The sequence below is a fragment of the Nocardioides sp. CF8 genome (genome assembly GCF_000389985.1).
In the GTDB taxonomy this organism is placed as follows: Bacteria; Actinomycetota; Actinomycetes; order Propionibacteriales; family Nocardioidaceae; genus Nocardioides; species Nocardioides allogilvus.
In genome coordinates this window covers 3,120,464-3,142,622 of the sequence record NZ_CM001852.1, presented here as the reverse complement: position 1 = coordinate 3,142,622, position 22,159 = coordinate 3,120,464, and the positions used below count along the sequence as shown (strand labels likewise).

Below are 22,159 nucleotides of genomic sequence, written 5' to 3'. Positions count from 1 at the left end.
CCCGCAGCTCCTCGGGAGCGGGATCGGGCCCGGTCGCGCGCTCGAGCCAGACCTCCTTCCAGAAGATGCGACACTCCGCCTGGCAGCCCCCGTGGCCGGATCCGTCGCAGCGCGTCTCCCGCAGCAGGACGGCGTCGGTCATCCGCCGGCTCCGGGACTCCTCGCCCATGTAGTCGCAGATCTTCTCGAGCCGTCGGTAGACCGTCATCGTCCGACCTGCGTAGGCCGCCATCTCGGACATGAACGGCACGCCTTGGTAGGACCCGGTGTCGTCGAGCGTCGCGAGAATGTCGGCCAGTGGGCGCAGTCGCACGCGGTCGCCGGCTCGGAGCGTTCCCGGCACGACGGTGCCGCTGGTCCCGGTCAAGGCTGTCGTCATGGACGGATGATGAGCCGAGCTTCGCGGAGCCCGGTGCCCTACGACGCAAATGCGTTCCATTTTGGGGATGGGTCGTACGGCGACGACCGATCGCCCCAGGGACGGCCGGGTCGGCGGTAGCGTGCCGCACATGGAGCCCGGGCAACCCAGGTCGCGAGGTCGAGCGGTGCTCGCCGTGCGCGCCGGGCTGCGCCGTACGTTCGGGATCTGGCCGTTGTTCGAGGCCCGGAACAAGGCGGTGGGGTGGCCGGGTGCGGTGCGGGCGATGCGCACGGAGCGCCGCGAGGCGCAGCGGCTGGGCAGGACGGTGGTGGTGCCGCCGGCTCTCGTCACCACCGTGATCGCGACCTGCAACAGGCCGGAGTCGCTCGTCCGCGCCGTGCACAGCGCCCTGGCACAGACGGTCCGCGACCACGTCGTGGTCGTGGTCGACGACGGTGCCGGCCTGCCGCCGCTGCCCGCCGACGAGCGCCTCGTGGCGGTCTCGCTCACCCACAACACCGGTGTGGCCGGTGTCGTGCGCAACGTCGGCATCGCGCTGTCCGGCTCGACCTTCCTCGCCTTCCTCGACGACGACAACGAGTGGCAGCCCCACCACCTCGCCGCGTGCGTCGATGCCCTGGAACGAGGTGCCGACCTCGTCTACACGGGCGTCGAGCGCGTGCGCCCCGACGGCAGCCGGCTCGACGTGCTGTCGCGGCCCTTCGAGCGCAGGGCGCTCGCCGAGGAGTCCTTCGTCGACACCAACAGCATCGTCGTACGCCGGGGGAGGGGTGTGCGGTTCAGCCGTCTGGCCCGGTCGTCGGCGACCCTGCCCAAGGAGGACTGGGAGCTCGCCTGGCGCCTGAGCCGGCGACTGCGGACGGTGCACGTGCCGGAGACGACGGTGCGCTACGTCGTCAATCCGGACAGCTACTACACCCGGTGGGGGACCGAGGAGCCGGAGCCACCGCACCCTCGTTAGGCGCCGCAGGTCGCCGTACCCACTTCTGGCGACTCTAGGGCTGACCCTCCGCGGCGGGCCTTCCTCGGCAGGCACGGTGGCGCCATCACCGGCAGGATCTGCCCACACGAGGGGGAAGTTCGTGAGCGCACCGCAGTGCCGTCTCTGCTCAGCGGAGCTGGACCACACGTTTGTCGATCTCGGGATGTCGCCGCCGTGCGAGAGCTACCTCGCGGCCGACCAGCTCGACCGGGGCGAGACCTTCTACCCGTTGCACGTCCGGATCTGCGCGGAGTGCCTGCTGGTCCAGCTGCCGGCCTACATCGCGGCGGAGGACATCTTCAGCGACTACGCCTACTTCTCGTCCTACTCCGACTCGTGGGTCCGGCACGCACGCGACTTCGTCGACCTGGCGGCGAGCAGGCTCGGACTCGGAGCGGAGTCCTTCGTCGTCGAGGTGGCGAGCAACGACGGCTACCTCTTGCAGCACAGCATTGCCAAGGGCATCCGCTCGCTGGGCATCGAGCCGGCCGCGAACGTCGCGGACGCCGCAATCGCGCGGGGCGTGCCGACGGAGGTGATGTTCCTGGGCGAGGAGACCGGACGCAAGGTCGCGGACATCCACGGCCGGGCGGACCTGGTCGTCGCCAACAACGTGTTCGCGCACGTCCCCGACATCGTCGACTTCAGCAAGGGCCTGCGCGAGCTCGTCGCCGACGACGGGCACGTGAGCATCGAGATCCCGCACCTGCTGCGGCTGATCGAGGGCAACGAGTACGACACGATCTACCACGAGCACTACTCCTACCTGTCCCTGCTGACGACGCAGCGCGTGCTGGCCACGGCCGGACTGACCGTGGTCGACGTGCAGGAGCTGGCCAGCCACGGCGGATCACTGCGGACCTGGTCGACCCCGACCGAGCGCGCGGGGACGCCGAGCGCGAGCGTCGCGCGGGTGCTCGCGGACGAGGCTGCGGCCGGCCTGGACACCGTCGAGGGGCATGCGGGGTTCGCGGAGCAGGTGAGCCGGGTGCGCGACGACTTCGTCGAGCTCCTCGTCGAGTGCCGGCGCGCGGGCAAGAAGGTCGCGGCCTACGGCGCCCCCGGGAAGGGCAACACCCTGCTCAACCACTGCGGCATCCGCTCGGACCTCATCTCCTTCGCGGTCGACCGCAGCCCCCACAAGCACGGCCGGTTCCTGCCGGGGACCCACATCCCGATCAGCCCCGTGGAGCGGCTGGTCGAGGAACGGCCGGACACGATCGTGATCATGCCGTGGAACCTGCGGGCCGAGATCACCGCACAGCTCGCGCACACGCGTGCGTGGGGCGCCGAGCTGGTGGTGGCGCTGCCGCACCTCGAGACGTTCTGAGCACCGGACGGAGAAGGGAGACAGTCATGAAGGTGGTGCTGTTCTGCGGCGGGCTCGGCATGCGGATGCGTGCGGACAACCAGTCGCTGCCGAAGCCGATGATGCCGATCGGGAGCCGGCCCGTGCTGTGGCACGTCATGCGCTACTACGCGCACTTCGGACACACCGAGTTCATCCTGTGCCTGGGCCACGGCGCCGAGGCGGTCAAGGACTACTTCCTCAACTACCGCGAGACGGCCTCGAACGACTTCGTGCTGACCAAGGGCGGCCAGCACGTCGAGGTGCTGGGCACCGACATCAGCGACTGGACCATCAGCTTCATCGACACCGGGATGGACACCGCCATCGGCGAGCGGCTGCGCCGCGTGCGTCCCTACCTGGAGGGGGACGAGTTCTTCCTCGCCAACTACGGAGACGTGCTGACCGACGCCCCCATGGACCTGCTGGTGGAGGAGTTCGCCGACTCCGCCTGTGTCGCCCAGTTCCTCGCCGTGAAGCCGCAGGACTCGTTCCACGTCGTCGACTTCGACGAGGGCGGCCGGGTCTCCGGGCTCACCCCGGTCGCCGACATGTCGATGTGCATCAACGGGGGCTACTTCGTGCTGCGCCAGGGCATCTTCGACTACCTGGAAGAGGGCGACGACCTGGTCATGGACGGCTGCGTCCGCGCGGCTCGGGACGGGAAGCTCCGGGCCGTCCGGTATCCCGGCTTCTGGGCTCCGATGGACACCCTGAAGGAGCGGGCCCGCCTCGAGGGAATGTATGCCCGCGGCCTCAGTCCCTGGACGTTGTGGCGCGGGACCCACGACGTCGCCCGGGCAGCGACCCCGGTCCACGACACCACGCCTGTCTGCGGTTGATCGATGACCACTCTCCTGGTGGCCAACGACGGCGGCCACATCATGCAGCTGCACACGCTGCGCCGTCGCCTGGACATCGGCGACGACCTGCTGTGGATGACTCCACGGACACCGCAGACGGAGTCGTTGCTGGCAGGTGAGCGGGTGCGGTGGACGCGGCCCTGCCCGACCAGGGACCTCGGTGCGCTGGTGCGCAACACGTGGGAGGCGCGCGACGTGTTCTCCCGCCACGACCTCAGCCTCGTCGTGAGCACCGGTGCCGCGCTGGCTCTGGCCGTGCTGCCGCAGGCGCGGCTGCACGGGGTCCGCTGCGTCTACATCGAGAGCGCGACCCGGGTGAGCGGCCCGTCGCTCTCGGGTGCACTGCTGTCGCGGTTCCCGGGCATCCGGACCTTCAGCCAGTCCACCGCCCTGACCTCGCGCGGGTGGCGCTTCCTGGCCTCCCCGTGGGACGTCTACGAGACCCGGAAGGACCGCGAGGTGCCCCAGCTGTGCTCGGTGGTGGTGAGCCTCGGGACCTCTCCCTACGACTTCCGGCTGCTGGTCGAGCACCTGATCAGCATCATCCCGCCGACCGCCCACGTGCTCTGGCAGACCGGCGTCACCGACGTGTCCGGACTCGGGATCGAGGCGCGCGCGAAGGTGGCCGCGGCCGAGCTCCGGGCGGCGATCGAACGCGCCGACGTCGTCATCGCGCACGCCGGCACCGGTGCCGCGCTCGCGGCCCTCGAGGCGGGGCGGTGCCCGGTGCTCGTGCCACGCCGGTCGATGCGCCAGGAGCACGTCGACGACCACCAGCTCCAGATCGCGCTCGACTTCGCGCTGCGGGACCTGGCCATCGTGCGCGAGGTCGCGCACCTCAAGCACGAGGACCTGCTGCTCGCTGCCGCCCGGAGCGTGGTGCGCAAGGCGGATCTCCCACGCCTGCTGATCGCCCACGACCCCGTCAGGCCTGCCCTCGCGGGAGCGGTGGTCGGCCGGCACCGGACCGGGGCCTCGGGGCCGTGAGTCGCTCGGGCCCCGACGTACGGCGCCGCGGACCCGACGTCCTGGACGGACCTCGTCAGGGGGGAGAGGCAGCCGGGTCGGGCGGTGCGGGGAGCGTGTCCTTCGACGCGGTCGTCGACACCGACGGAGTGGCTCGGGCCTCGCGCCACACCGTGCTGGCCCAGCTCGCCACGCAGACCTCGCGACTCGCGGTCAACGTCATCCTGGCGAGGCTGCTCACTCCGAGCGACTTCGGCGTCGTCGCCGCGGCGATGGTGGTCATGGTCGTCGTGTGGCAGCTCACGGACCTCGGGACGTCGGCGGTGATCATCCAGCGCGACGTCATCGACGACGTGCTGGTGAGCTCGCTGTTCTACGCCAACGTCCTGCTCGGCGCCGGTCTGTGCGCGGCCATGATCACCGGCGCAGGGCCGCTCGCGGCCCTGCTGGGACAGCCGGCGGCGGCGCCGGCCATCCAGGTGCTGGCCAGCGTCGGCCTCCTCGGAGCCCTGGGCAACATGCACCACGCACTGCTGCGGCGGACCATGCAGTTCGGCCGTCTGGCCGCCATCAACATCGCGAACGCCCTCGTCACCGGACTCGTCGGGATCTCGCTCGCGGTGGCGGGCGCGGGCATCTGGGCGTTGGTCGCCGGCACGGTCGCCGGCGTGGCGGTGTCGACGGTCGCCGCCTGGGCCTACCAGCCGTGGCGCCCCTCGGCCACCTTCAGCCCGCGACGGCTCCGCGCGGTCGCGCGCTTCAGCATCCATTTCTTCTACTCCAGCGCCCTCGCGGTCGGCTTCGCCCAGCTGGACAAGGTGATCATCAGCCGGCTGCTCGGCGGCACGGCACTGGGCACCTACACCGTCGCCCAGCGCACGGTGACGTCGCCGATCAACACGGTGAGCGAGGCGGTCTCGACCGTCAGCTTCTCAGCCTTCGCGCGCGACCAGAACAACGTCGAGGCGCTGCGGTCCGGCGCAAGCCGGGCCGCGGGCGTGGTCGCGCTGATCGTGCTGCCGTCGATGTTGGGCCTGGCCGTCCTGGCCGAGGACGCGGTGGCCGTCGTCTACGGCCCCGGCTGGGAGGCAGCGATCCCGGTCATCCAGGTGCTCGCCCCGCTGGCGGCGCTGCAGGCGATCTCGCGGGTCACCGCGTCGGTCATGCTGGCGATGGGGCGCAGCGACTGGCTCTACCGGTGGGCGCTGGCCTACTGCCTGGCCGGAGCGGCCGTCATGGTGGCGTCGTCGCAGTGGGGCCTGGTCGGCGTCAGCCTGGGCCTGGCCGTCGTCGTGGTCGTGCTGACCCCGTTCGAGATGATGATGGCGCTCGGCCTCATCGAGATGCGGCTCAGCACCTACCTCCGCCCGCTGCTCCCGCACGCGGTGATCTCGGCGGTGATGGCGACCGCGGCGTGGCTCGCTGCCGCGCTGGCCGACCACCTCGGCACAGGGTCGGCGCTCCAGCTGCTGGCCGGCGTCGCGACGGGGGGCGCGGTCCACGTCGCCCTGATGTGGCGGGCCCGGCTGCCGGCGATGGACGACGCCCGACGGGTGGCGGGCCGCTGGGCCGTCAGGTCGAGCCGATGAGCCGATTGACCCGTCGAGGCGACGGAGTGACACTGGGAGGACGCACAGGGGGGTCCCGCGTCAGTCAGCCTGAGAAAGGTCTCCGTGCTCCGTCCTCACCTCGCTCATCGTCGCTCGCTCGCCCGGCTGCTGGTCCTCGCCGTCGCCTCGTTCGCCTTCACGGGCGCAGCCGCCCCGCCCCCGCAGGGCGCCTCGTCATCGGCGTACGGCGCCCGCGACTCGTCCGCGCCCTCGTCGCCGTGCAAGTTCCGGCCGTCGAGGTCCACCACCGGCGCCCGGGGCGACCTCAAGCCGTCGGCCGTGACGACGCTCGACTCGGGCCAGAGGCTGGAGGACGCGAGCGTCCAGAGCCTCGAGGTCGTCGGGTCCGACGTGACGATCCGCAACGTGAGCGTCGCCGGCTCGATCATGGTGCTGGGCGACCGGGTCAGGATCCGGCGGGTGACGACGCAGGGCATCGGCATCTCGAGCGCCTCCGACGTGTCGGTCGTGCGGTCCCGGATCGCGGCCAGCCCCGACGACGGCATCCACATCACCTCCGACCGCGAGGCCCTGGTCCGCGACATCACTCTGCGACACAACCTCGTCCACCAGCCGCAGACCCCCTCCGAGAACCACTACGACGGCACCCAGGTCCGTGGCGTGGACGGCCTGTCGATCACCTGCTCCACCTACCGGGCCGGCCGCTACCACGAGAACTTCAACGCCGCCGTCTTCCTCGAGCACGCCAACGGCGGCACCTCGAACGTCGAGGTGCGCGACAACTGGCTGTTCGGCTTCGCCTTCTCGGTCATGGTCGACGCCACCAACGCGACCTTCACGCGCAACAAGATCGGCGGGGACATCAAGTGGGGGCCCTGCCTGCTCCTCGGCGCCTCCGGGAACGCGGGGTTCACGAGCTCGGGCAACACCTGGGCCAAGACCGGGCGACCGGTCGACCTCTGCAAGCAGGGGTGACGCCGTGGACCACGCCATTCGCCCGAAAAGCGTGGTCCGGGCCACCTAGGATCGGGACCACAACCGAGCGCACGCGGGGGGTGGTCACATGGATGCCGTCGACATCCTGAAGGTCTGTCTGCGCCGCTGGTACATCATGCTCCCGATCCTGCTCGGAGCCGCGGGCGTCAGCTTCCAGCTGGTCCAGGCGCAGGAGACCACCTTCACGGCAGCCGCCTCCTACGGGCTCGTCCAGACCGATCCTCCGCCCAGCGACGCCAGCGGGACTGAGGCGGCGCCCAACCCGCTCGGCGCCAACGGCGGTGCCCTGATCGGAGCGGCGCTCGAGGCCCAGCTCAACTCGCGCGCCACCCAGGAGGAGCTCGGCGGCGAGGGCACCCGTGGCTGGGGTGCCGGGGAGGTCGAGAACGGTTCGTCCTACTCGGTGAAGATCCCCCAGTTCGAGACGACCTACGAGGTCCGGGCCTGGGGAGAGGACGAGCAGGCGGTCCGAGCCGTCGTGGACCGGGTCATCGAGGCCGCTCCCGGCATCGCCGACACGCTCCAGACCCGGGCGGGTGCACCCCGGGCGGGCCGTTACCAGCCGTTCATCCTCGCCCCGACGCAGGTGGACGCACTGCCCTCCACCTCGGGCATGAAGCTGGTGGTGGCCGTGATGGGTATCGGGCTGCTGATGGGGGCTGCGTGGTCCGTCGTCGCCGACCGCGTCCTGCGCCAGCTGCGCCGCCAGCGCGCGGTCGCCGAACCGCAGGCCGGCCGCGGCACGACGCACTCGATGAGCCCCCTCGAGGCGCTCCCGGCGACGGAGTCGCCACCGACGGTCAACGCCTCGAACGGGCAGGCCCGTGCCCAGCGGCCGCTGGCAGGGCAGCCCGACCGAGGAACGCGCCAGCGTCGCCGTACCGGCGGTCGGTAGTGCTCCCGGGCCGCGGCCTGCCACTGCGCCGGGTGCTCCTCGGCGCGGGTGCCGTGGCGTGCGCCGCCCTCCTGCTGGTCGTCGCGATCGTCCCGCTCACGGGACCGCTGGGTGGTGCCGCGGTCGCAGCGCTGCTGATCCTCGGAGCCATCATCGGGATGCTCGCGCTCTCGGCCCGCGACGGGTGCTCGGTGCTGACCTTGCTGGTCGTGCTGCTCCTGCTCCTGCCGCAGGACTACGTGCTGGTCGGACCGCTGAAGTCGGTGGGCAGCCCGGCGGTCCTGGTCGCGATGGCGGCGCTGGCCATCTGGGCCGCGTCGCGCATCCTCAACCTCAGCGAGGTGGCCGAGCTGCACCCGGTGCGGTGGGTGCTGCTCGCCTTCACGATCGCGGCCCTGATGTCCTACGCCGCGGCGATGGCCCGGGACCTGACGCCCGCCGAGCAGGCGAGCGCGGACCGGGTCGTCTTCCCGCTCCTCGGGATGCTCGGCGTGGCCCTGCTCGCCGTCGACGCGCTCGGAGGCCGCGAGCGCATCACCCGGCTCCTGCAGCGCCTCGTCCTGGTGGGCGGGGTGGCCGCGTTCGTCGGGATCCTCGAGTTCGCGTTCTCCGGCTTCGACTTCCGAGAGCTGATGCGCCTGCCGGGGCTGACGGCCAACGTCGATCTTGTGTCCGACACCAGGTCCGGCTTCGACCGGGTCACCGCGGGCGCCTCGCACCCCATCGAGTTCTCGGTCGTGACCGCCGCCCTCGTGCCGCTGGCCCTGCACTTCTGCCTGCACCCGGCGGGTGGACGGCGATGGCGCTTCGTCGTCGCGCTGGTCGCGCTGCTGGTGGCGGTGCCGATGAGCGTGTCCCGGTCGGGGTTCCTGACCCTGGCAGTGGGGCTTGCCGTCTACGCGGTGGCCCTCTCCCGTCGCGGACGCTTCAACGCGCTCGTGCTCGGGCTGATCGGCCTGGGCCTCTTCCGGGCAGCCGTCCCCGGGCTGCTCGGCACGGTGCGCAGCCTGTTCCTCGACGTCAGCACCGACCCGAGCATCGCCGGCCGGACCGACGACTACCAGGCGATCCCCGCCCTGATGCAGGGCCACTGGTGGTTCGGGCGCGGGCTCGGCACGTTCGTGCCGGACGTCTACTTCTTCCTCGACAACCAGTACCTCGCGTCCCTCCTCCAGGGAGGGGTCGTGGGCCTCGTGGCGTTCGTCGCGCTCGGTGTCGTGGGGATGGGAGTGGCCCGGGGGGTCCGCCATCGCAGCGACGATCCCGCGCTGCGCAGCGAGGGCCAGGCCATGGCCGCCACCCTCGCGGCCCTCTCCTTCGCGGCCCTCACCTACGACGCCCTCAGCTTCCGCCAGAGTGCATTCCTGCTCTTCCTCGTCATCGGGTGCGCCGGCGCGCACTGGAGCCTGGTCCGGGACCGCCCGAAGCGCACGGCCGCGCCCGCGGAGGTCCCGGCCGGCGGCCCGGTCCCGGCCCGGACCTAGGCGTCCGTCGTCGACCGGAAGAAGCTCTCGTGCCAGACCTCCAGGCACATCAGCGTCCAGATGCGGCTCTCCTCGCTCGCCACGCCCCGGTCGTGCCGCTCCAGCAAGCGGTGCACGGCCCGGCGGTCGAGGGTCTGGCCCACGAACGAGTCGGTGCCGGTGAGCCGCTCCCACATCGAGTCGCGCAGGTCGGTGCGGAACCACAGGTCCAGGGGCACCTTGAAGCCGACCTTGCGCCGGTCCACCACCTCCGCCGGCAGGTAGCGGCGCGCGACCTCCTTGAGCACCCACTTGCCGACGCCCCTGCGGACCTTGACGGACGAGGGCAGGCGGAACGCCAGCTCGACGAGGTGGTGGTCCAGCAGCGGCGGGCGGAGCTCGAGCGAGGCGGCCATCGACATCCGGTCCCCGCGCTCGAGCAGGTTGTCAGGGAGCCAGCCGCCCAGGTCGTGGCGCAGCATCCGGTCGAGGGCGTCGCCGCCGAGCACGTCGGGTCGGCAGCGGGCCGCCGGCCGACCGCCCAGCAGCTGACGTCGCTCGGCGGTGGTGAAGGGGGCGAACCACGTCGAGAGCTGCTCGCGCTCGTCACCCGCACCAGCGGCGCGTACGGCGATGCGGGCCCGCGCGAACCGGGGCCCGAGCCGGGGCTCGAGCGCATCCACGGCGACCCGGCGCAGGGAGGCCGGGGCCACCGAGGCCACGGCGAGCGCCCGCGCGAAGCGGTGCTTGGGATAGCCGCCGAAGAGCTCGTCGCCGCCCTCGCCCGACAGCACCACCCGGACCTGCTCGCGGGCCGCGCGGGCCAGCCCGAATACGGCGATGTCGGCCGGCTCGGAGATGGGGGCGTCACGGTGCCAGCTCAGCCGGGGCCAGAGGTCCTCGAAGTCGTCGGCCCGCAGGTGCACCTCGTGGTGGTCGGTGCCGACGTGCTCGCTGACGCGCCGGGCCCACGGCAGCTCGTCCAGCCGGGGATCGCCGAAGCCCGCGGCGAACGTCGTGACCGGGGCGCCGCCCCGCAGCCGCTGCATGACCGCGGCGATGAGGCTGCTGTCGACGCCACCGCTGAGGTAGCACCCGATCGGGACGTCGGCCACCTGCGCGGCCGCGACGGCATCGGTGACTGCGGCGTCGACTGCGGCCACCGCCGACTGCGGGGTCCACAGGTGACCGGGGTCCGAGGGCGGCGGTGCCCAGTAGCGCTCCACCTGCAGCTCCCCGGTCCTGCTGACGCGCGCGCGGTGACCCGGCGGCAGCTTCCGCACCCCAGCGAAGAGCGTGTACGGCGCCGGGACGGCGCGCGCCGTGAGGTAGGCGTCGAGGCTGTCCTCGTCCACGCGCCGGGGAACCCCGGCCGCGTGCAGCGCCTTGATCTCGGAGCCGAACACCAGCGCCCGGTGGTCGAGGGAGTAGTGCAGGGGCAGGACACCGAGGCGGTCGCGCGCCAGGTGTGTCTCCCCGGTGCGGGTGTCGAAGGCCGCGTAGGCGAATTGCCCGCGCAGGCGTTCGACGAACGCGGGTCCGACGACCGTCAACCCCGCGAGCACCACCTCCGTGTCCCCGTGGGTGGTGAACGGGTAGTCCAGGGTGAGCTGGAGCTCCTGGTAGTTGAAGATCTCGCCGTTGAAGACCAGGACCCAGCGCCCGTCGGCCGACGTCATGGGCTGGTGGGAGCCGGCCAGGTCGATGATGGACAGCCGGGTGTGGGCCAGCCCGACCCCGTCGCCGCGCCAGGTCGCCGACTCGTCGGGGCCGCGGTGGTGCAGCACGGTCGCCATCGCCCACAGCGTGTCCTCGCTGACGGCGTTGTCGTCGAAGCGGCGGATGCCGGCGATGCCGCACATCAGCGGGCCCGGACCTCGTCGAACAGCCCCATCAGGTCGGCGCCCCGCGCCGCCCAGGCGCAGTGCAGGACCGACGCACGGAGCCGCTCTCCGTCGGGCGGGTCGGCGAGGAGGCGGCGCACGGCGGCGGGGAAGTCGTCGCGCCCGGCGACCAGCACCCGGTCCCGGTAGTCCTCGACCTCGGGATAGTCCGTCGTCACGACGGGCAGCCCCAGGGCGAGGTACTCCTTGAGCTTGATCGGGTTGGCGTAGCGGATCCAGTCGTTGTCGAGCCAGGGCATCAGCGCCACGTCGAAGCCGCGCCCCAGCGCGGGGATGTCGGCGTAGGGCCGGAACCCGAGCCAGTGGACGTTGGGCAGGGAGACCAGGTCGTCCATCGGGAAGGTCGCGTCGCCGATCAGCACCAGGCTGTGGTCCGGGTTGGCCTGCGCGGTCCGCCGCAGCAGGTCCACGTCGACGACGTAGTCGTCCAGGCCACCGAAGAAGCCCACGCGTGGCCGGGGGAGGCGGGCGACCTCCGGGTCGATCGTGAGCGGGTCGCTGCGGAAGTGCTCGATGTCGACGCCGTGGTCAAGGAAGTGGGCGCGCCCGCCCACGACGTCCGCGTCGTGGCGCATCAGCTCGTGGCTGACGTAGAGCACGCGGTCCGCCTCCTCGAGCAGGGCCCGCTCCAGCGAGGCGACCCACGCGCCGTCGGCCTCGGGGAAGGCCGAGTGGAGGTCGGAGCGGTTGAACACGAGCGCCGACCTCCTCATCGGCCGCACCACGGGCCAGGCCGTCGGGATCGTGACGCCGACCGCCGGACGGTCCCCGACGCCGATCGCCCGCGCCACCACACGCACCTGCTGACGGATCAACCAGGCGTTGACCCGCGCACCCCGGGTGTCGCCGTAGAGCGGGAGCATGAGGGGCGTGAGCACGTGGAACCCGGGGACGGCCGGCAGCGGGCGCCGTACCAGCTTGGTCATGCTGCGCAGCTTGCGCAGGATGCGCTTGCCGGAGCCGGTGCTCGTCCCCTTGCGGGGGAGGCGGAGCCCCAGGCTGTTCACGACCAGCACCGGGCGGTGCCGGGCCACCTCGCGCATCAGCTGGAAGTCCGAGTGGGCCTGGTTGTGGTACCACCAGTCCTGCGCCGCGAACCAGATGACGCCCGTCTGCTCGGCTCGCGGACCGGGCGCAGCCCCTAGCGCCGTGCGCAGGCCCGCCCGATGGGCGGGGGACCGGGACCGGAGTGCCTCGCCGGTGACCACGCCGCTGCGGAAGAGGGCCGACCGGACCCGGCCGTGGTGGCGCGAGTGGTCCAGGACCCGGTTGTGGACGAGCCGGCTCCACAAGGCGGCATCGGTGCCGTAGGCGCCGCTGGTGTGGGAGGCGACCGCGCTCGGTTCGTAGCGCACGGAGAAGCCCGCACCGCGTGCTCGGCGGCAGTAGTCGACCTCCTCGGAGTAGAGGAAGAACGACTCGTCCCACGCCCCCACGGCGCGCCGGCAGGAGGCCGAGATGGCCAGCACGGCCCCCGTCGCCCAGTCGACGTCGCCGGCCTCGGCATAGCGACCCGCGTCCGTGATCGTCTCGGACAGCCCCAGTCGGGCGGCGCGACGCCCGCCGATCACGGCCTCGGCCCAGGCGGACACGACCGTCGGCTCCCGGCGCAGTGACGGCGCGAGGTGGCCGTCGTCGTCGAGGTGACGGGGTACGGCGATGCCCACCCCGGGAGCGGCGAGCGCGCCGAGCAGCCGGGCGACACAGCCGTGGTGCAGGCGCACGTCGGGGTTGAGCACGAGGAGGTCGTCGTCCCCGGCGTCGGCCGCCGCGAGGTTGATGGCAGCGGCGTAGCCGAGATTGCCGCCGGCCCGCGTCACCCGGGCGTCCGGCAGCAGCCGCTGCGCCAGCTCCGGGGTCCCGTCGCGCGACTCGTTGTCGACGACGTGGACCCGCCACTGCTCGACGCCCGCCAGCCCGGCCGGGAGCGAGCCGGCCAGCCGTGGCAGGTACGCACGGCTGTCATGCGTGACCACGACGACAGTCAGGATGACGCTTCCCCCTCCGACTCGGCGGGGCACCGGCGCTCGCGGATCGGTGCTGCGAGACCTGGCCCCGTGTCCCTGTCGAGGCTACTGACGCGAGGCCGTGGGCGTGTCCCGAGAACCGGGTACTTCCGTGCGCACGGACCGTCAGCACTCATCGCCCCGGACTAGCGTGCGGGCACGTCCTCGGGGGGAGGACAGGGAGTGCTGAGGGGGTGGGTCCATGCTGTCGTTGATCGCGCAGCACGGCCCGTTGTCCGTCCTGTGCCTCGGCGCCCATCCCGACGACATCGAGATCGGCTGCGGGGGCACGTTGCTGACGCTGGCAGGGCGAGACGACGTCACGGTCGCCGGCCTGGTGCTCACCGGCACCCAGGAGCGGCAGGACGAGGCGCGCGCCTCCCTGGCCCGGTTCGCGCCCGGTGCGGTCGTGGAGACCGGCGGCCTGCGTGACGGTCGGCTGCCTGCCGACTGGGACGCGGCCAAGGACGTGCTGGAGGAGGCGGCCCGCCGGCATGCACCCGACCTCGTCCTCGCACCCCGCGCCGACGACGCCCACCAGGACCACCGTGTCGTGGGCCGGCTCGCTGCGACGGTGTGGCGAGACGCCCTCGTGCTGCACTACGAGATCCCGAAGTGGGACGGCGACCTGACCACCCCCAATCACTACGTCGCCCTGGACGCGGACGTCGTGGCGGCGAAGCTGCGGCTGCTCGACGAGGGCTTCCCCTCGCAGGTCGGGCGGGACTGGTGGGACCACGAGGTCTTCCGGGGGCTGCTGCGCCTGCGCGGCGTCGAGTGCCGGGCGCCGTACGCCGAAGGCTTCCACAGCCGCAAGGTCCTGCTGGACCTCGGCGCGACCCGACGAGGAGACGACTGATGCGATTGCTGGTGGATGGTGACCGGGGCTACCTCGGTGCGGTGATGGTGCCCCTGCTGCAGGAGGCGGGACACGAGGTGACCGGCCTCGATGCCGGCTGGTACGACGGCTGCGACTTCGGACCCGCGCCGTCCGGCTACGAGTCCAGGACCGGCGACATCCGCGACCAGTCGCCCGACGACCTCGCCGGCTTCGATGCGGTGATCCACCTCGCGGCGATCTCCAACGACCCGATCGGCCACCTCAACCCCGAGGCGACGTTCTCGGTGAACTCCGACGGTGCGTTCCACATGGCCGAGGTGGCCAAGGCGGCCGGTGTCCAGCGCTTCCTCTTCTCCTCCTCGTGCTCGCTCTACGGCGCGGCGGGCGACACCCGGGTGGCCGAGGACGGCGAGATGAACCCGGTGACGCCGTACGGCGAGAGCAAGATCCGCGCAGAGCGAGCCATCTCCCGCCTCGCTGACGACGACTTCAGCCCGACCTACCTCCGCAACGCCACCGCCTACGGCTCGTCTCCCAGGCTGCGCGCCGACATCGTGGTGAACAACCTGTGCGGCGCGGCCTTCACGCGCGGCGAGGTGCGGCTGCAGAGCGACGGCACACCGTGGCGTCCGCTCGTGCACGCCGAGGACATCGCGCGCGCCTTCCTCGCCGTCCTGGAGGCGCCCCGCGAGGTCGTGCACGACCAGGCCTTCAACGTGGGGCGCGACGAGGACGTCGTCCAGGTGCGCGAGATCGCGCTGGCCGTCGCCGAGCGCTTCGGGGCCCCGGTCACCTTCGCCGAGGGAGCGACCGCAGACCTGCGCGACTACCGCGTCGACTTCGCCAAGCTGGCCCGCGACCTGCCGGGCTTCCGGCCCGAGTGGACGGTGGCGACCGGCATCGACGAGCTGGCCGAGGACATGGCTCGCCAGAGCCTGACCGCAGACGCCTTCGAGGGTCCCCGCTACGTCCGGCTCAAGAGGATCCAGGAGTTGATGGGCGCCGGGCGCCTCGACGACCGCCTCGTGCTGCGATGAGCCTGCTCTCCCCGGACCCGCTGCGCGCGCAGCGGATGCGGGCGCGGCTCGAGCGGCTCTACCCGCTCTGCCGGAGCATGACCGGCGACGGCGTGCGCGAGACGCTCGCGGTCATGGGGGAGGACGTCTCGCTGCGCAGCGTCGAGATCCCGACCGGCACGACCTGCCACGACTGGACCGTCAACGACGAGTGGAACGTCCGCGACGCCTACGTCGCCGACCTCGGCGGTCGCCGGGTCATCGACTTCCGCGAGCACACGCTGCACCTGGTCGGCTACAGCGTGCCGGTGCGGCGGCGGATGACGCTCGAGGAGCTGCGCCCCCACCTGTTCACGCTGCCCGAGCACCCCGACTGGATCCCCTACCGGACCTCCTACTACCACCGCACCTGGGGCTTCTGTCTCACCCAGCGGCAGCTGGACGCGATGGACGAGGGGCCCTACGACGTCGTCATCGACTCCACGGTCGAGCCGGGAGCCCTGACCTACGGCGAGGTGCTCGTGCCCGGGGACTCCCAGGACGAGGTGCTGGTCAGCGCGCACACCTGCCATCCCTCGCTGGCCAACGACAACCTGTCCGGCATCGTCGTCGCGACCGAGCTCGCGGCCGCGCTCGCGGCGCTGCCGCGCCGGCGGTGGAGCTATCGCTTCGTGTTCGCCCCGGGCGTCATCGGGTCCATCACCTGGCTGAGCCTGCACGAGCAGACGCTGCCGCGGATCCGGCACGGCCTGGTCCTCGCCGGGCTCGGCGGCCCCGGGCCCCTGGTCTACAAGCGCACCCGGCGCGCGGACCGCGGCATCGACCGGGCCGCGGCCCACGTCGTCGGCCGGCGCGGCGGGGAGGTGCGCGACTACTCGCCGTACGGTTATGACGAGCGGCAGTACAACTCGCTCGGATTCGACCTCCCGGTAGGCCGGCTCACGCGCACCCCGCACGGCGAATACCCGGAGTACCACACCTCGGCCGATGACCTGGGCTACGTCAAGGACGACGAGCTCCTCGGGGCCTACGCCGCGCTCACCGAGATCATCGACGTGCTCGAGCGCGACGCCTCCTACCTCAACCTCAGTCCGTACGGCGAGCCGCAGCTCGGCAAGCGCGGCCTCTACCCCGACACAGGTGGCCAGGCGGCCACCGACGCGATGATGGCGAGGCTGTGGGCGCTGGCCTGCTCCGACGGCCAGACGTCCCTGCTGGACGTCGCCCAGCGCGCCGGGCTCGACTTCGCCACCGTGGCGCAGGCCGCCGCGGACCTCGAGCACGTCGAGCTGCTGGCCCGGGTCCCCGACTGAGCGCTCAGTAGGCGCCGCGGTGGTCGAGCACTGCCCTGACGGTCCTGAGCAGGATCGAGAGGTCGAGTGCGAGCGACCAGTTGTCGACGTACTTCACGTCGAGGCGGACCGACTCCGCCCAGCTCAGGTCCGAGCGACCCGACACCTGCCACAGCCCGGTCAGGCCGGGCTTCACGGCGAGCCGCCGGCGCGGATCGAGGTCATAGAGCTCGACCTCGCTGGGCAGCGCCGGACGCGGCCCGACGAGGGACATCTCGCCGGTCACGACGTTCCACAGCTGTGGCAGCTCGTCGATCGAGTAGCGGCGCAGGATCGTGCCGAGCCGGGTGACCCGGGGATCGCTGCGCAGCTTGAACAGCACGCCGCCGTCGACCTGGTTGAGGTCGCTGAGACCGGCCCGCTCCTCGGTCGCGGTGCAGGACATGGTGCGGAACTTCAGCATCGTGAACTCCGCCCCGTCGCGACCGACCCGCTGCTGCCGGAAGAGGCCGGGACCGGGGGTCTCGCGGCGTACGAGCAACCAGACCAGCGCCAGGACCGGCGCGAGCACGAGGAGCGCCACGGCGGCGAGCAGCCGCTCGACGACCTCCTTCGCGAGCCGGCGCGGGCCATGGCTGGCGGCGGGGCGGATCTGCATCACGTCGAGGCCGGCGCCCTGCACGACCGAGACCCGCGTCGGTGCGACGTCGAGCAGTCCGGTGCCGATGTAGAAGGGCACGGCGGCGCCGTGGGCGTGCCACTGCAGGCGGCGCATCGTGGCGTGCGTGATGCCCGGCCCGGGCAGCACCAGCAGGGCGTCGCTGCCGGTCTGGACGGTGACGTCGGCGGCGTAGGACACCCCGACCCGCACCGGGAGCTCGGCCAGCGGCTCGTCCGGTGCGGCGGAGAGGCAGGCCGCGGAGACGACGAACCGAGGTGAGTGCGCGAGCTCGGCGACGGCGGCACGCACGTCGTCGGGGTGGCCGGCGAGGACGACCCGCGTCGTGCTGCCGGGCAGCCGCACCAAGCCGCTGACGAGTACGGCGAGGGTCAGTGCCGCGACGACCGGGACCAGCGCCTGGGGAGCCGCAGCCTCACCGACCACCGCGCTCGCCAGCCAGCAGGCGACGCCGAGACCGGCTCCCGACCGCAGGACGCGACCCGCGTGGCTGCCGGCGGGCTCGCCGAGCGGGCGCCGGGTGAACCAGCCGTTGACGGCGAGGAACAGCGGCCAGGACAGCGCGACGGCGGCCAGGACCTCACGTTGGACAGTGGCTCCGCCCCGCGTCGCGATGACCACGGCCAGGAGGCTGGCGGCGAGGTCCGCGGTCGGACGGAGCCACCGATTGCTGCGGCTGCGTGAGCTGGTGGCGTCGACGACCTGGTCGTGGAGCGCGACCCGCTGAGTGGGGGGCAACGGCAGGCCGCTGACCAGATCGCCGACTGGGGGCACAGTGACTTGCGCCATCTGTCCCCCCTTTCCTGACCACGCGTGAGCAGTGGGTCGAGCCTAGGTATCGCGGTCAGGTCCGGCATGCCGCAAATGCGGCATAGGCCTGCCGGATCGGCCGCGACACGTCGGATTCAGTCGCTGTGCTGCCAGCCGACGTGGTGGGCGAGCCCGACCGCCGCGAGCTGCGAGGAGACCTCGAGCTTGCCGAGGATCGACTTCACCTGCGTGCGCACGGTCGCCTCCGACACCACGCTCTCGCGGGCGATCTCGCGCACGTTGTGCCCCGCGATCAGCGCGGCCAGGACCTGCTTCTCGCGCGGCGTCAGCAGCTCGAGCCGGCGCCGCATGTCCTCGGTGACCATGCGCTCGCTGCGCCAGGCGTCGAGCAGTCGCTCGAGCTCGTCGGAGGTCATCACCGGCAGGCCCTGGTGGAGGCGACGGACGGTGCCGAGGGTCTCCTGCAGCGGGCGGCCCTTGGAGAGGATCTTGCGCGCACCCTGGCGGACGCAGGCTCCCCAGCGGCCCCGGTCGGTCGACGCCGTCACCACGACGACGTTGGCACCGGACCGGGCCAAGGGTGAGATCAGCCCCATCCCGTCCCCGAAGCGGCCGAGGTCGAGGTCGAGCAGCACGATCCGCGCGTTGCTGCGCAGCGCCGTCGATCGCAGCGTGGCCATCGAGCCACCGACCTCGGGCAGGGCCAGTCGACGTACGTCATATCCCTCCAGGGAGAGCGCAAGCTCCAGGGACTCGGCGAACAGCATGTGGTCCTCGATGATCAGGACCCGCGTGCTGGGCCTGGTGTCAAGCGCCGCGGACATCGGCTTCCTCGGAACGGCGGGCCGCGGGCAGGCGGATGATGAAGGACGACCCGGGCGCTTCATCGGGCTCGGCCAGGGTCAACGTGCCGCCGTGCTCGCTCACCAGGCGGCGGGCCACGCTGAGGCCGATGCCCTGACCGGGGGAGTCGCTGCGGTGGACCCCCCAGTCGAAGATGCCGTCGCGGGCCTCGAGCGGGACGCCGGGGCCGGCGTCGATGACGGCGATCTCCACGAGGTCCTGCTCGGCGGTCACGGAGACCCTGCTCGCGGTGCCGCCGTGCGTGGCCGCGTTGTCGAGCAGGATGCCGAGGGCCTCGGCGACGTCGTCGGGCCGCGCGTGCACGGCGGTACCTCCGCTGGGCTCCCACTCGACGGTGCGGCCCTGGGCGCGCTGCGACTGGAGGAGCACGTCGAGGGTGGAGTCGAGGTCCACCGGGCCCGGTGTCTGTGGCGCCTGCGGCACCACCAGCCGCTCGAGCCGATCGAGCTCGGTGCGGATGGCCCGCTCGAGCCGGTCGTGGGTCAGGGGGCTGATCGCGCGGTCGTCGAGCAGCCGCGCGGCACTGGCGGCACCGGCGACGGTGCTGCGGATCTCGTGGAGCTGCTCGCGGCTCCCGCGCAGGTTGGTCTCGATCTCCAGCAGCGAGCCCTCCAGCACGATCGCGCGTCGGTGCTGGGTGGCCAGCGCGTCGCGGAGCAGGAAGAAGCTGGCGCTGGCCCACAGCGCGGCCGCGCCGACCAGGGCGGTCGCCGCCGCCAGGTCGGTGGCCCAGCCCTCGACGGCGCCGGAGCGGACCGCGTGGGCGATGCCGATCAGGAGCACCGTCGACGCGAGGCGGTGGCGGGCCCAGGCGATCTGGTTGTGGTCGTGCAGCACCAGTCCGGCGATGGCCAGGTGGCCGGCCACGATGGCGGCCGCCAGGCCCCACGCGGGCGTCGCCGACACGACCAGCGGCGGTTCGACGTGCACGAGTGCGTGCAGGAACATGAGCCCGATCGCCAGCCCGATCCCCAGCAGCAGCGGCTGAGGGTTCCGAACGGCCCGCCAGCCGAGGAGCAGGAGGACGAGCACCAGGACCGCCGCCAGCAGGTCGATCGCACTGCTCATCGCGAGGTTGCGCGAACCCGAGATGGGCTCGGCCAGGTCGTGGCTCGTCGAGACGAGCACCTGCACCGACATCACCACGGCGGCCGTCACCGTCCAGCTGTGTCGCCGACTCGGCGTCGTGAGCCAGTGGAAGTAGAGGAGCAGCGCCGCGAGCAGCAGCAGCACTCCGGCCACCACGGAGGCGATGAGTGCCGCTGAGTGCACCCGCTGCGAGTCGCGTGCGGTCGACAGCACCACGACGACGGGGGCTCCTGCGAGCCCCGCGGCCAGCAGCCCCTCCTGCCAGCTCTCGATGATCTTGTTCGTCTGTCCCTTGTCATGCACGAATTCACGCCCCATGCCCCTAGTGCCGAGACAAGGCCTTCCCCGCCTTGCCAAGACTCCCTCTTCGGGTGATCACCGGACCACCGTCAACGGTGCGTTCCCCCGAGGGCCGCTCAACGAAATGTAGGTCTCATCTTGCTAGGACCCATTCGATGATCAACTGATACCCAATTCTGGGCAATGGTGGGCTAGACGGGCGTGGCGCCTCGATCGCGAGCGCTCCCGCATCCCCAAATCGGTGGACGTCGGGCACCTCCGGCCTTGCGCGGGCAACGGCTCGTGCATCGTGCCAGCCATGGGCGTGACGGCACGTCCTCGTGCCGCGGGAGAGCGAAGATGCGCGCAAGTCTGGTGGAGGCAGAGCCGATGAGTTCCACGGCCCCAGCAGGTGTCGTGCTGGTCCTGTCCCGGCTGCTGCTCATCTCGCAGGCGGTCGGTGCGGCGCTGCGGGGGCGCGGCATCGAGGCCGCGGCAGCGTCCTGGGCCGAGGGGATCCAGCGCGCCACGACCGAGCTGGGCGAGGACGACGTGGTGCTGTTGTTCGACGACCTGGAGGATCGCGATGCGGTGCTGGCCGCGCAGGCCCTGATCAGCCAGTCCTCCGCCCAGTTCCTGGTGCTCACCCACCGCGCCGAAGGTGCGGCCTGGGGAGCCGTGCTCGCCAGCGGAGCGGCGGGGGTGATGCCCACCGGGTCGTCCCTGGTCGACGTCAACGCGGCGCTCGCGTCCGTGCGCGCCGGCGGCTCGCCCCTGGGCGACGTGCACCGCACGCGCCTGATGCGTGAGTGGTTCCGCTGGTTGGCCGAGGACAACGCCCTGCGCATCCGGCTGGCGAGCCTCTCGCCCCGCGAACGCGAGACCCTCGACCTGCTGGCCGAGGGACGCCGCGTGAGCGACATCGTCGTCGAGCTCGGGGTCGCGGAGACGACGGTGCGCAGCCACATCCGCTCCATCCGCCGCAAGCTCCACGTGGGGTCCCAGCTGGCGGCCGTCGCGGTGGTGCACCGGATGGGCGGCAGCGTCCGGACGATGGACGGCCCCCGACCCGTCCTGCCCGGGCCCCGGCGCTCGGCACCGTAGCCGACCACCGCGGGCCGCGCGCGCAGCCCGGAGGCGGTCAACCCCTAGGCTGGCCCCGTGATTGACGCGACTCCCGACCCCACCACCCTCGACGACCACGCCTTTGCAGTCTGGGCGGCGGAGGCTGCCGGAGAGGTCCTGCTCCGGGTCCGCGCCGAGAGCGGTCTCGAGGGCAAGGAGCTCAAGGACGCCGGCGACGCCGCGGCCCAGGAGCTGTTGGCACGGCTGCTCGCCGAGCACCGCCCGGACGACGCCGTGCTGAGCGAGGAGGCGACCGACGACAAGGCGCGGCTGAGTGCCGACCGCGTCTGGATCATCGACCCCCTCGACGGCACCCGCGAGTTCTCCGAGCCGCCGCGCGACGACTGGGCCGTCCACGTCGCGCTCTGGGAGGCGTCTGCCGGCGGCGACGGCCTCACCGCCGGCGCCGTGGCCCAGCCCGCGCTGGGGGAGACCTTCAACACCGGTGCGCCCAGCGCCGTACCCGCCCGCACGTCCACGCGTCCGCGCATCGCCGTCTCCCGCACCCGCCCGCCCGCCTTCGTCGAGGCGCTCGCCGCCGAGATCGACGCCGAGCTCGTCCCGATGGGCTCGGCCGGCGTGAAGGTCATGAGCGTCGTGCGCGACCTCGCCGACGCCTACGTCCACGCCGGCGGGCAGTACCAGTGGGACAACGCCGCTCCGGTGGCGGTCGCCCGCGCGGCGGGACTGCACTGCTCGCGCGTCGACGGCTCCCCGCTCGTCTACAACGAGGACGACACCTCGCTGCCCGACCTGATCGTGTGCCGGCCCGAGCTCGCCGAGCAGATCATCGACTTCGTCAAGCGCCACGGCACCGACTGAGCTGA

At 72.2% G+C, this 22,159-nt stretch carries 19 protein-coding genes; 13 read left to right on the top strand and 6 right to left on the bottom strand.

Annotated features, from left to right (window positions below; all coding sequences use genetic code 11):
* On the bottom strand, positions 1–379 hold a 379-nt coding region (locus tag CF8_RS22600; RefSeq protein WP_198016854.1), incomplete at its 3' end, for a hypothetical protein.
* Positions 380–509: 130 nt separating this feature from the next.
* Here CF8_RS22600 and CF8_RS15345 point away from each other — a divergent pair.
* The 8 genes from CF8_RS15345 (at position 510) to CF8_RS15310 (ending at position 9,487) form a co-directional block, all read left to right on the top strand.
* The gene (locus tag CF8_RS15345; RefSeq protein ID WP_010834023.1) at positions 510–1,343 is read left to right on the top strand and encodes a glycosyltransferase family 2 protein; all 834 of its coding nucleotides are present in this window, start codon (positions 510–512) and stop codon (positions 1,341–1,343) included.
* 121 nt (positions 1,344–1,464) lie between these two features.
* Complete coding sequence (locus CF8_RS15340; protein WP_036491183.1) at positions 1,465–2,694, top strand: class I SAM-dependent methyltransferase; 1,230 nt, start codon at positions 1,465–1,467, stop codon at positions 2,692–2,694.
* A 26-nt stretch (positions 2,695–2,720) separates the two neighbouring features.
* Positions 2,721–3,554, top strand: a complete 834-nt coding sequence (locus tag CF8_RS15335; RefSeq protein WP_010834021.1) for a sugar phosphate nucleotidyltransferase — start codon at positions 2,721–2,723, stop codon at positions 3,552–3,554.
* Between the two features lie 3 nt (positions 3,555–3,557).
* Positions 3,558–4,562 carry a glycosyltransferase gene (locus CF8_RS15330; protein WP_010834020.1) on the top strand — a complete coding sequence of 335 codons (1,005 nt, stop codon included), beginning with the start codon at positions 3,558–3,560 and terminating at the stop codon, positions 4,560–4,562.
* The gene (locus CF8_RS15325) at positions 4,559–6,130 is read left to right on the top strand and encodes a lipopolysaccharide biosynthesis protein (protein WP_084622896.1); all 1,572 of its coding nucleotides are present in this window, start codon (positions 4,559–4,561) and stop codon (positions 6,128–6,130) included. Before CF8_RS15330 ends, CF8_RS15325 begins: the two co-directional genes overlap by 4 nt.
* An 84-nt stretch (positions 6,131–6,214) precedes the next feature.
* Entirely contained in the window at positions 6,215–7,087 is an 873-nt protein-coding gene (locus CF8_RS15320) for a right-handed parallel beta-helix repeat-containing protein (RefSeq protein WP_010834018.1), read from the top strand.
* Between the two features lie 88 nt (positions 7,088–7,175).
* Positions 7,176–8,003, top strand: a complete 828-nt coding sequence (locus tag CF8_RS15315) for a hypothetical protein (protein WP_010834017.1) — start codon at positions 7,176–7,178, stop codon at positions 8,001–8,003.
* The gene (locus CF8_RS15310) at positions 8,003–9,487 is read left to right on the top strand and encodes an O-antigen ligase family protein (RefSeq protein WP_010834016.1); all 1,485 of its coding nucleotides are present in this window, start codon (positions 8,003–8,005) and stop codon (positions 9,485–9,487) included. Before CF8_RS15315 ends, CF8_RS15310 begins: the two co-directional genes overlap by 1 nt.
* On the opposite strand, the gene asnB is transcribed toward CF8_RS15310, so the two are convergent.
* A complete protein-coding gene (gene asnB / locus CF8_RS15305; protein ID WP_010834015.1) occupies positions 9,484–11,328 on the bottom strand; it encodes an asparagine synthase (glutamine-hydrolyzing) in 1,845 nt (614 codons plus the stop codon). The two genes, CF8_RS15310 and asnB, sit on opposite strands and share 4 nt — an antisense overlap.
* The gene (locus CF8_RS15300; protein ID WP_010834014.1) at positions 11,328–13,346 is read right to left on the bottom strand and encodes a glycosyltransferase; all 2,019 of its coding nucleotides are present in this window, start codon (positions 13,344–13,346) and stop codon (positions 11,328–11,330) included. The genes asnB and CF8_RS15300 overlap by 1 nt, the downstream gene beginning before the upstream one ends.
* A 232-nt stretch (positions 13,347–13,578) precedes the next feature.
* Between CF8_RS15300 and CF8_RS15295 the strand changes: the two genes are divergently transcribed.
* From CF8_RS15295 to CF8_RS15285, 3 genes are read left to right on the top strand one after another with little or no spacing between them, the layout of a single operon-like run.
* Positions 13,579–14,235, top strand: a complete 657-nt coding sequence (locus CF8_RS15295; protein ID WP_010834013.1) for a PIG-L deacetylase family protein — start codon at positions 13,579–13,581, stop codon at positions 14,233–14,235.
* On the top strand, positions 14,235–15,254 hold the full coding sequence (locus CF8_RS15290) for an NAD-dependent epimerase/dehydratase family protein (RefSeq protein ID WP_010834012.1): 1,020 nt from the start codon (positions 14,235–14,237) through the stop codon (positions 15,252–15,254). Before CF8_RS15295 ends, CF8_RS15290 begins: the two co-directional genes overlap by 1 nt.
* Positions 15,251–16,546, top strand: coding sequence for a DUF4910 domain-containing protein (locus CF8_RS15285; RefSeq protein ID WP_010834011.1), 1,296 nt, complete (start codon positions 15,251–15,253; stop codon positions 16,544–16,546). The genes CF8_RS15290 and CF8_RS15285 overlap by 4 nt, the downstream gene beginning before the upstream one ends.
* Positions 16,547–16,550: 4 nt before the next feature.
* Here the strand turns inward: CF8_RS15285 and CF8_RS15280 are convergent, their stop codons facing one another.
* The 3 genes from CF8_RS15280 to CF8_RS15270 all read right to left on the bottom strand — a co-directional run bounded on the left by CF8_RS15280 (position 16,551) and on the right by CF8_RS15270 (position 20,246).
* A complete protein-coding gene (locus CF8_RS15280; protein ID WP_051204232.1) occupies positions 16,551–17,993 on the bottom strand; it encodes an exopolysaccharide biosynthesis polyprenyl glycosylphosphotransferase in 1,443 nt (480 codons plus the stop codon).
* 116 nt (positions 17,994–18,109) lie between these two features.
* Positions 18,110–18,799: a response regulator transcription factor gene (locus tag CF8_RS15275; protein ID WP_010834009.1), complete on the bottom strand. Its 690-nt coding sequence runs from the start codon at positions 18,797–18,799 to the stop codon at positions 18,110–18,112.
* A complete protein-coding gene (locus tag CF8_RS15270) occupies positions 18,783–20,246 on the bottom strand; it encodes a sensor histidine kinase (RefSeq protein ID WP_036491177.1) in 1,464 nt (487 codons plus the stop codon). The genes CF8_RS15275 and CF8_RS15270 overlap by 17 nt, the downstream gene beginning before the upstream one ends.
* 351 nt (positions 20,247–20,597) lie before the next feature.
* On the opposite strand from CF8_RS15270, the gene CF8_RS15265 reads away from it, so the two are divergent.
* On the top strand, positions 20,598–21,311 hold the full coding sequence (locus tag CF8_RS15265; RefSeq protein ID WP_157953096.1) for a helix-turn-helix transcriptional regulator: 714 nt from the start codon (positions 20,598–20,600) through the stop codon (positions 21,309–21,311).
* 57 nt (positions 21,312–21,368) lie between these two features.
* Positions 21,369–22,154, top strand: a complete 786-nt coding sequence (locus CF8_RS15260) for a 3'(2'),5'-bisphosphate nucleotidase CysQ (RefSeq protein WP_010834006.1) — start codon at positions 21,369–21,371, stop codon at positions 22,152–22,154.
* Positions 22,155–22,159: the final 5 nt, after the last annotated feature.

Coding starts and splice junctions, on each gene's coding strand:
- CF8_RS15345 (WP_010834023.1), top strand. CDS start 510: ATGGAGCCCGGGCAACCCAGGTCGCGAGGTCGAGCGGTGCTCGCCGTG.
- CF8_RS15335 (WP_010834021.1), top strand. CDS start 2,721: ATGAAGGTGGTGCTGTTCTGCGGCGGGCTCGGCATGCGGATGCGTGCG.
- CF8_RS15330 (WP_010834020.1), top strand. CDS start 3,558: ATGACCACTCTCCTGGTGGCCAACGACGGCGGCCACATCATGCAGCTG.
- CF8_RS15315 (WP_010834017.1), top strand. CDS start 7,176: ATGGATGCCGTCGACATCCTGAAGGTCTGTCTGCGCCGCTGGTACATC.
- asnB (WP_010834015.1), bottom strand. CDS start 11,328: ATGTGCGGCATCGCCGGCATCCGCCGCTTCGACGACAACGCCGTCAGC.
- CF8_RS15295 (WP_010834013.1), top strand. CDS start 13,579: ATGCTGTCGTTGATCGCGCAGCACGGCCCGTTGTCCGTCCTGTGCCTC.
- CF8_RS15290 (WP_010834012.1), top strand. CDS start 14,235: ATGCGATTGCTGGTGGATGGTGACCGGGGCTACCTCGGTGCGGTGATG.
- CF8_RS15285 (WP_010834011.1), top strand. CDS start 15,251: ATGAGCCTGCTCTCCCCGGACCCGCTGCGCGCGCAGCGGATGCGGGCG.
- CF8_RS15280 (WP_051204232.1), bottom strand. CDS start 17,993: ATGGCGCAAGTCACTGTGCCCCCAGTCGGCGATCTGGTCAGCGGCCTG.
- CF8_RS15275 (WP_010834009.1), bottom strand. CDS start 18,799: ATGTCCGCGGCGCTTGACACCAGGCCCAGCACGCGGGTCCTGATCATC.
- CF8_RS15270 (WP_036491177.1), bottom strand. CDS start 20,246: ATGGGGCGTGAATTCGTGCATGACAAGGGACAGACGAACAAGATCATC.
- CF8_RS15265 (WP_157953096.1), top strand. CDS start 20,598: ATGAGTTCCACGGCCCCAGCAGGTGTCGTGCTGGTCCTGTCCCGGCTG.